Genomic DNA, 6,808 nt, shown 5'->3' on the forward strand with positions numbered 1-6,808 from the left:
TGGTCGCTTTCAAGTACGCCGGCGGGGCGCATTCCGCCGAGGAGCTGTTGGATAACTACGGCTTTCAGTTGAAAACCTACGCCCTGGCCGCGGAGCGCCTGCTGCGCGAGCCCTTGCGTTCGGTTCAGATCCACGTCCTGAACCGCGCGGAGTCCCACGAGCTGAGCTTCCGCCCCGAAGAGCTGGCGGCCCACGCCGAGCTGCTGGAATCGCTCGCCGCGCAGTGGGCGGCGGGCGGCGCCGACCTCGAGGCGGTGGGCGTCCGCCCGGCCTGTCTCTCCTGTCCCTACCACCGCGAACTTTCGCTCTGTCCCGTCCCCAAAGGACGCTCGTTTCGCGCGGCGTGAATCGGATCTTCGTTGCCAGCGCGGCGGAAAATTGCTCTACTTCAGGACAAGGATATGGATTTTCGCCTGGACATCGCCGAAGGCACCGCCCAGCCTGCGCAGGCCCTCGAGGTCTATCGCGAGATGGGGCCCGCGCTGGACGCCGTGCGCAGCGCGCTGGATCAAAGCAAGGTCGATGCCCTGCTGCGCCTGCTCGGCAACAGTAATTTTCTAGCGCGCTGGGCGCGCCGCTATCCCGAAAAGGCGGCGGAGGCCCTGGTCGGCGACCTGAGCGTCCCCATCGAGCCCGCGGCCCTGTTCGAGGAATTCCGCGGCGTCCTGGGCGCCCACGCCCCCGTGGACCGCGAGACCCTCGCAAAGGTCCTTTTCGACCGCAAATACCGGCACCTCTTCCGCATCAGCCTACGCGACGTCGGCTTAGGCAAACCCTTCCGCGAGATCGTCGCCGAGTTCAGCGCCCTCGCCCGCGGCGTCGTCCAATCCGCCCTCGAGTGGCACCTGGAAGAGCTGTCCCGGGATTTCGGCAGGCCCCGCTGCGGCGACGGCACGGGCGAAAATCCCTTCAGCGTCCTGGCGATGGGCAAACTGGGCGGCGACGAGCTGAATTTCAGCAGCGACATAGACCTGATCTATTTCTACGGGAGCGATGAGGGCCGCGTCGAGGGGCCCGCGCCGCTGGGGCCCCACGAGTACTTCGCCAAGCTGGCCGAGCGGCTCAGCTCTTTTTTACAAAAAAAGTCCCACGACGGCTTCCTGTACCGCGTCGATCTCGAGCTGAGGCCGGAGGGCAAGGCCGGCACCTTGGTCAACAGCCTGGACGCGATGGAGGCCTATTACGAGAGCTTCGGCGCGGATTGGGAAAAGCAGGCGATGATCCGCGCCTCCCTCTGCGCCGGAGACGCGGGCCTCTGCGCGGAATTCCTTCGCCGCATCCACCCCTTCGTCTACCCCAAGCTGCGCGACTTCGGCTTCCTCAAGCGCCTGGGCGAGATGAAAGCGAAGATCCACGACTCGATCCGCAAGCGGACCCAACAGACCTTCCACCTGAAGCTCGGCGAGGGCGGCATCCGCGAGGTCGAGTTCTTCGTGCAATCCCTGCAGCTGCTGTTCGGCGGCCAAGACCCCGCGCTGCAAGTGCCCAACACCCTCGAGGCCCTGCCCAGGCTCCGCGAGGCGGGGCTGATCGAGGCCGGCGAGGAAGACGCCCTGCGCCGAGCCTACGTCTTCCTGCGCACGATGGAGCACCGCCTCCAGCTGCCCGAGGAGCAACAGGCGCACCAGCTCCCGGACTCGCCTGAAGAACTCGCCGGCCTGGCGCGACGCATGGGCTATGCCGAGGCCGACCCGCGAGCCGCCGTCGACCACATGCTGAGCGAGCTCGAGACCCATCGCCACGTCGTGCAGACCATCTTCCGGGGCCTGCTGGCCGACCGCTTCGAGGTGGCGGAAGGATGAATCCGCAAGTCCAATATCATTACGAGGAATTGCGGCGCCGCCTCGGCGCCGAGGGCGACTTGGAGGACAACCTCTCGGTATTGCGGACCTACAAGCGCGAGGTCGCGCGTCGGATCGAGGCCGACCTGGTCTCGGGCCGGGAGCCGCTGGAGCGGGCGATGGCCGCCCTCACCCACCTGGCCGACGCGACCCTCATCGCCACCTACGACCTGGCCCGCGAGGAGCTTTCGCACCAGTACGGCCTGCCGCGCTGCAAGGACAACGACGGGAATTTCACGACCAGCGAGTTCGCCATCATCGGCATGGGCAAGCTGGGCGGCCTCGAGCTGCACCTGAACAGCGATCTCGACCTGATCTTCGTCTACAGCCGCAACGGCGAGACCCAGGGCCGCAAGCCGATCAGCAACCGCGAGTACTTCGCCAAGCTCGCCCAGCGCATCATCAGCTATTTGAGCCTGGTTACGCGGGACGGCTTCGCCTACAAGGTCGACACCGAGCTGAGACCTTCCGGGAACGCCGGCACCCTCGTTACCTCGCTGGACGCCTGGATCACCTATTACCACGAGCACGCGGCCGAATGGGAGCGCCAGGCCCTGCTCAAGGCCCGGCTCATCTTCGCGGGCCCCGGCTTCGCCAAGGACTTTCACGGCCTGTTCCGGCGGCTGGTTTTCCTGAAGCCCTTTCCGGAAAACCTCGCGGAAGAGGTGCACCGCCTGCGGATGCGCATCGAGAAGGAGCTCGCCAAGGAGGGCGAACGGCGGCTGCACTACAAGAAGGGCTACGGAGGCTTGGTGGACATCGAGTTCGCCGTGCAATATCTCCAGCTCAAGCTGGGCAAGGTCTTCGACACGATCTTAAGCCCCAACACGCAGGAGGCCCTGGGGCGCCTCGAGCAACGCGGCATCCTGCCCAAGGCGGACGCCGAGGCGCTGAGAAGCGCCTACGTCTTCTACCGGATGCTGGAAATTTACCTTGAAGCCGAGTTCGATTTAAAGGAAGGCTATCTCGATCCCGGGCATGAATGCATGGCGGAATTGGCCGTGCGAATGTCCTTCGCCTCGCCGGAAGAGCTGCTGCGGGCCTTCTCCGAGCATCGCCGGCGCGTGCGGGAGATCTACCTCAAAACCCTCAAGATCCAGGAAAGCTGAACGTGCTCCACCAAATCGCCGAAAAATTTCTGAAGAACCGCGACAAGATCGAGGCCTTCTTCGCCGAAAAAACTCAGGGGCTCGTCCCTCCGCTCTATCTCAGCTGCGACATCCGCAACTCCGGCTACAAGATCGGGGTGGTCGACACCAATTTATTTCCCGCGGGCTTCAACAACCTCTGCAATTCCTACAGCCGACTGACCGGCTTCGCCCTCAAGGCTTATTTCGAGACCTACCTCCCCGAGGTCCGAAATGTCCTGGTGCTCGCCGAGGAGCACACGCGCAACCGCTTCTACCTCGAGAACGTCCTGCGCCTGCTCGGCCTGCTCGAGGAGGCCGGGATCCAGGCCCGCGCCGTCTACGCCGGCGAGGAGATCTCCGAACCGAGCTTCGAGGCGGACCTGGGGCAAGGCAAGGTCCTGCGCATGGAGCGCCTGCAAGTCCGCGAGGGTCGGCCCTATGCGGGCGACTTCGCCGGCGATTGGATCCTCTCGAACAACGATTTTTCGCAGGGCCTACCCCAGGCCTTGGCTGGACTTGAGGCGAGGATCTCGCCGCCGCCCGGGTTGGGCTGGCATAAGCGACGAAAAAGCGGGCACTTTTCGCGCTTGCAAGAGGTGATTCAGGACTTCGCCGCGCGCCTCGAGATCGACCCCTGGTTGCTCAATTGTGAGTTCGCCACCGTCGACGAGGTGGAGCTCGGCGAGGAGAGCGGAGTCCGGCGCCTGGCCGACGGGGTCGACCGCGTGCTGGAGAAAGTCGAGGCGCAGTACCGTCGCTACGGCATCGAGGGCCCGGCCTACGCCTTCGTGAAGAACAACGCCGGGACCTACGGCATGGGCCTGATGGAGGTGATGTCCAGCCGGGACATCCTGAACATGAACCGCCGCGACCGCAACAAGCTGCTCAGCGCCAAGGGCGGAAAGAAGGGCGACAGCTTTTTGGTGCAGGAGGGCATTCCCACCGCGGATTTCTACAGCGGTTACCCGATCGAGCCGGTCATCTATATGGTGGGATTCCAGGTCGTGGGCGGGTTTTTCCGGATGAACGCCCAGCGCGACGCCTTCGCCTCGCTGAACGCGCGCGGGATGGAGTTCGCCTGCCTCTGCCTGCACAAGCTCGACGAGCCGCACGAGGGGGCCTTCCTCAATTGCGCGGAGAAGGGAAATCTGGTGAGCCTGGCCTCGGTGATGGCGCGGATCGCGGCCCTGGCGGCGGCCGAGGAGATGCGGGAATTGTAGGGGCGAATCTTTTATTCGCCCTCCCCTCCGTGCACGGGGGCGAACACAAGGTTCGCCCCTACTAAGACGTATAGTTTATTCCTCCGCGAAGGCCTTCTCGCGGCGCTCTTCTTCTTCCTTGCAGCGGATGCAGAGGTCGGTGACCGGGCGGGCTTCGAGGCGTTTGATGCCGATGTCCTCGCCGCAGGATTCGCAGACGCCGTATTCGCCCTCGTCGATCTTGCGCAGGGCCTTGTCGATCTTGCGCAACAGGATGCGCTCGCGGTCGCGGAGTTTGAGATTGATCGCTTGGTCGGTCTCGCTGCTCGCCAGGTCGACCTCGTCGGGCAGGTCGTTGGGGTCGAAGACCACCGACTGCTCGCTGAGCGACTCGTTGAGCTGCGTGATGGCCTTGCGGCGTTCGAGCAGGATGTCTTTAAACTTTTTTAAGTCTTTTTTGTTCATGCGGCCTCGCCTCCCGGGCGCAAATGTTGGATAGACGATATTGATGAAAAGGAAATAGCTTGTCAACGATGATCTCGATGGTAAGCTCTCTTCTCATGGCCGCCGCGAAAAACAACGCCATTTTGCTGATCGTCTCCCCGGACAAGCCGGGCCTCGTTTCGGCGGTCTCCGAATTCGTCTACAAGCACCACGGCAACATCGTCGACTCCGACCAGCACACCGATCTCGAGACCGGAACCTTCCTGATGCGCCTCGAGTGGGAGATGGGAGGTTTCCAGCTCGACCGGGAAGCCCTGGCCCGCGAGCTGGCGCCGCTCGCCAAGAAATACCGCATGGAATATTCGCTGCACTTCAGCGACCGGCGCAGCCGCATGGCGATCCTGGTCTCGAAATACCAGCACTGCCTCTACGACCTGCTGGTGCGACACACCCTGGGCGAAATCGACGTCGACATTCCCCTGATCCTCAGCAACCACCCCGACCTCCGCGAGGTGGCCGAGCACTTCGGCATCCCCTTCCATGTGGTCCCCGTGACCGCCGATTCCAAGGAGAGGGCCGAGGCCGAGCAGCTGCGCCTGCTGCGCGAGCACCAGGTCGACCTGGTGGTCCTCGCCCGCTACATGCAGGTATTGAGCCCCGCCTTTGTCGCCGCCTATCCCAACGCGATCATCAACATCCACCACAGTTTTTTGCCCGCCTTCATCGGCGGTAAGCCCTACCACCAGGCCTACGCGCGGGGCGTCAAGCTGATCGGCGCCACCAGCCACTACGTGACCGCCGAGCTCGACAACGGCCCGATCATCGAGCAGAGCGTCGCCCGGGTCACCCATCGCGACCGGGTCGAGGACCTGATCCGTAAGGGCCGCGATCAGGAGAAGATCGCCCTCGCCTACGCCGTGCGCATGCACGTCGAGCGCCGCGTCCTCGCCTACCAAAACAAGACGGTCGTCTTCGAATAGGGCTCAGGATTTCTTCCGCTCCTCCAGGAATTGGAGGATCATCGGCAGGTACAGCAGGGTCGTGATCAGGCAGGTGCCCAGGCCGATGCTGGCGACGACCCCCATCGACTTGAGTCCGCCGTGGGTGCAGAAGACCAGGCCGAAGAAGCCGGCCGCGTTGGTGAAGGAGGCCAGCATCGCCGAGATGCCCGTGGTGCTGAGCACCTTCGAGAGCGAGCCCCGGCCCAGCTCCTCGTAGCGGTGAAAGACGTGGATGCTGTTGTCGATGCTCATGCCCATCACGGCCGGGATCATCACCATGTTGTAGAGGTTGAGCTTCGTTCCACTCAGGTACATCACGCCGAAGACCCAAAAAACCCCGGCGAGGATCGAGAACATCACCAAGAGGCTCTTGCGCAGGCTGCGAAAATCCAAAAAGACGAAGAGAAAGACGCTGAGCACCGAGATGATCAGGACCTTCTTCGAGTCGCGGAACATCGTCTTAAGCACCTCCGCGAAGATGATCGCGTCGCTGCTGGCCTGGAATTCTCCCAGCGGCGTCTTGATGCGCCCGATCTCACGCTCGAAGGCCATGGCGTTCCGCCCGTCGTCCAGCTCGAGGCGCGGCTTGGGCAGGATCAACATCAGGCTGCCCGGGATCTCCGGGTCTCCGGTGAAGCGCTCGACGATCTCGGCGGGGACCTCCCCCTTTTCGAAGGTCGCCGTGTCGGCGAGGGCCTTCTTGAAGCGATCCAGGTCCTCCTTCTTGTCGTCGGGGACCAGGCGGATCGTGTCGTCCTCCAACATAGTCTGGATCTCGCGGACCACTTCCATTTTGGCCGCCTGGTCGCCCGGCACCAGGCTGTAGACCGAGCTGGTCCCTTGGATCGTGGTGTGGGGATCGGCGTCCCGGATCTTGTCGACCGCAGCCTTGATCGCGGCCGCCTGGGCCTCGTTTTCGATCAGGACCGCGGCCGGGGTGTTGACCCGCTCGCCGGTGGTGGCGCGCTGGCGCTGCTTGGCGACGCGATTTTCGGGGGTGTCGGCGCGGATCTTCTTCGAATCGTACTCGAAACGCAGGTAAGGCGCGGCGATCATGGAAAAGAGCGTGATCAGGCTGAACAGGGCCAGCATCGTGCGCACGAAGCCCGGGCTGAACTGGACCCTTCCCTCGAATTCCCGGATCTGCCCGCCGAATTTCAACAGGCCCACCCGCTCCGCGAAGACGAGCAAGG

At 63.8% G+C, this 6,808-nt stretch carries 6 protein-coding genes; 4 read left to right on the forward strand and 2 right to left on the reverse strand.

Features of this window, described 5'->3' with window-relative positions; translation table 11 throughout:
- The first annotated feature begins 401 nt into the window (after positions 1-401).
- The 3 genes from FBR05_13975 to gshA are packed head-to-tail and all read left to right on the forward strand — an operon-like array spanning position 402 to position 4,191.
- Positions 402-1,802, forward strand: a complete 1,401-nt coding sequence (locus tag FBR05_13975; GenBank protein MDL1873284.1) for a hypothetical protein — start codon at positions 402-404, stop codon at positions 1,800-1,802.
- A complete protein-coding gene (locus FBR05_13980; protein MDL1873285.1) occupies positions 1,799-2,950 on the forward strand; it encodes a hypothetical protein in 1,152 nt (383 codons plus the stop codon). Before FBR05_13975 ends, FBR05_13980 begins: the two co-directional genes overlap by 4 nt.
- Entirely contained in the window at positions 2,824-4,191 is a 1,368-nt protein-coding gene (gene gshA, locus FBR05_13985) for a glutamate--cysteine ligase (protein ID MDL1873286.1), read from the forward strand. The genes FBR05_13980 and gshA overlap by 127 nt, the downstream gene beginning before the upstream one ends.
- A 75-nt stretch (positions 4,192-4,266) precedes the next feature.
- Here the strand turns inward: gshA and dksA are convergent, their stop codons facing one another.
- Entirely contained in the window at positions 4,267-4,635 is a 369-nt protein-coding gene (gene dksA, locus FBR05_13990; protein ID MDL1873287.1) for an RNA polymerase-binding protein DksA, read from the reverse strand.
- A 95-nt stretch (positions 4,636-4,730) separates the two neighbouring features.
- On the opposite strand from dksA, the gene purU reads away from it, so the two are divergent.
- Positions 4,731-5,594 (forward strand): formyltetrahydrofolate deformylase, encoded by an 864-nt coding sequence (purU, locus tag FBR05_13995; GenBank protein ID MDL1873288.1) that lies wholly within the window; start codon positions 4,731-4,733, stop codon positions 5,592-5,594.
- Positions 5,595-5,597: 3 nt separating this feature from the next.
- Here the strand turns inward: purU and FBR05_14000 are convergent.
- On the reverse strand, positions 5,598-6,808 hold a 1,211-nt coding region (locus FBR05_14000; protein MDL1873289.1), incomplete at its 5' end, for a hypothetical protein.

The sequence above is a fragment of the Deltaproteobacteria bacterium PRO3 genome (assembly GCA_030263375.1).
In the GTDB taxonomy this organism is placed as follows: Bacteria; UBA10199; UBA10199; order DSSB01; family DSSB01; genus DSSB01.

Bases quoted from the DNA above. Each gene is read 5' to 3' on its own strand.
- FBR05_13975 (MDL1873284.1), top strand. From the start codon at position 402: ATGGATTTTCGCCTGGACATCGCCGAAGGCACCGCCCAGCCTGCGCAG.
- FBR05_13980 (MDL1873285.1), top strand. From the start codon at position 1,799: ATGAATCCGCAAGTCCAATATCATTACGAGGAATTGCGGCGCCGCCTC.
- gshA (MDL1873286.1), top strand. From the start codon at position 2,824: ATGCATGGCGGAATTGGCCGTGCGAATGTCCTTCGCCTCGCCGGAAGA.
- dksA (MDL1873287.1), bottom strand. From the start codon at position 4,635: ATGAACAAAAAAGACTTAAAAAAGTTTAAAGACATCCTGCTCGAACGC.
- purU (MDL1873288.1), top strand. From the start codon at position 4,731: ATGGCCGCCGCGAAAAACAACGCCATTTTGCTGATCGTCTCCCCGGAC.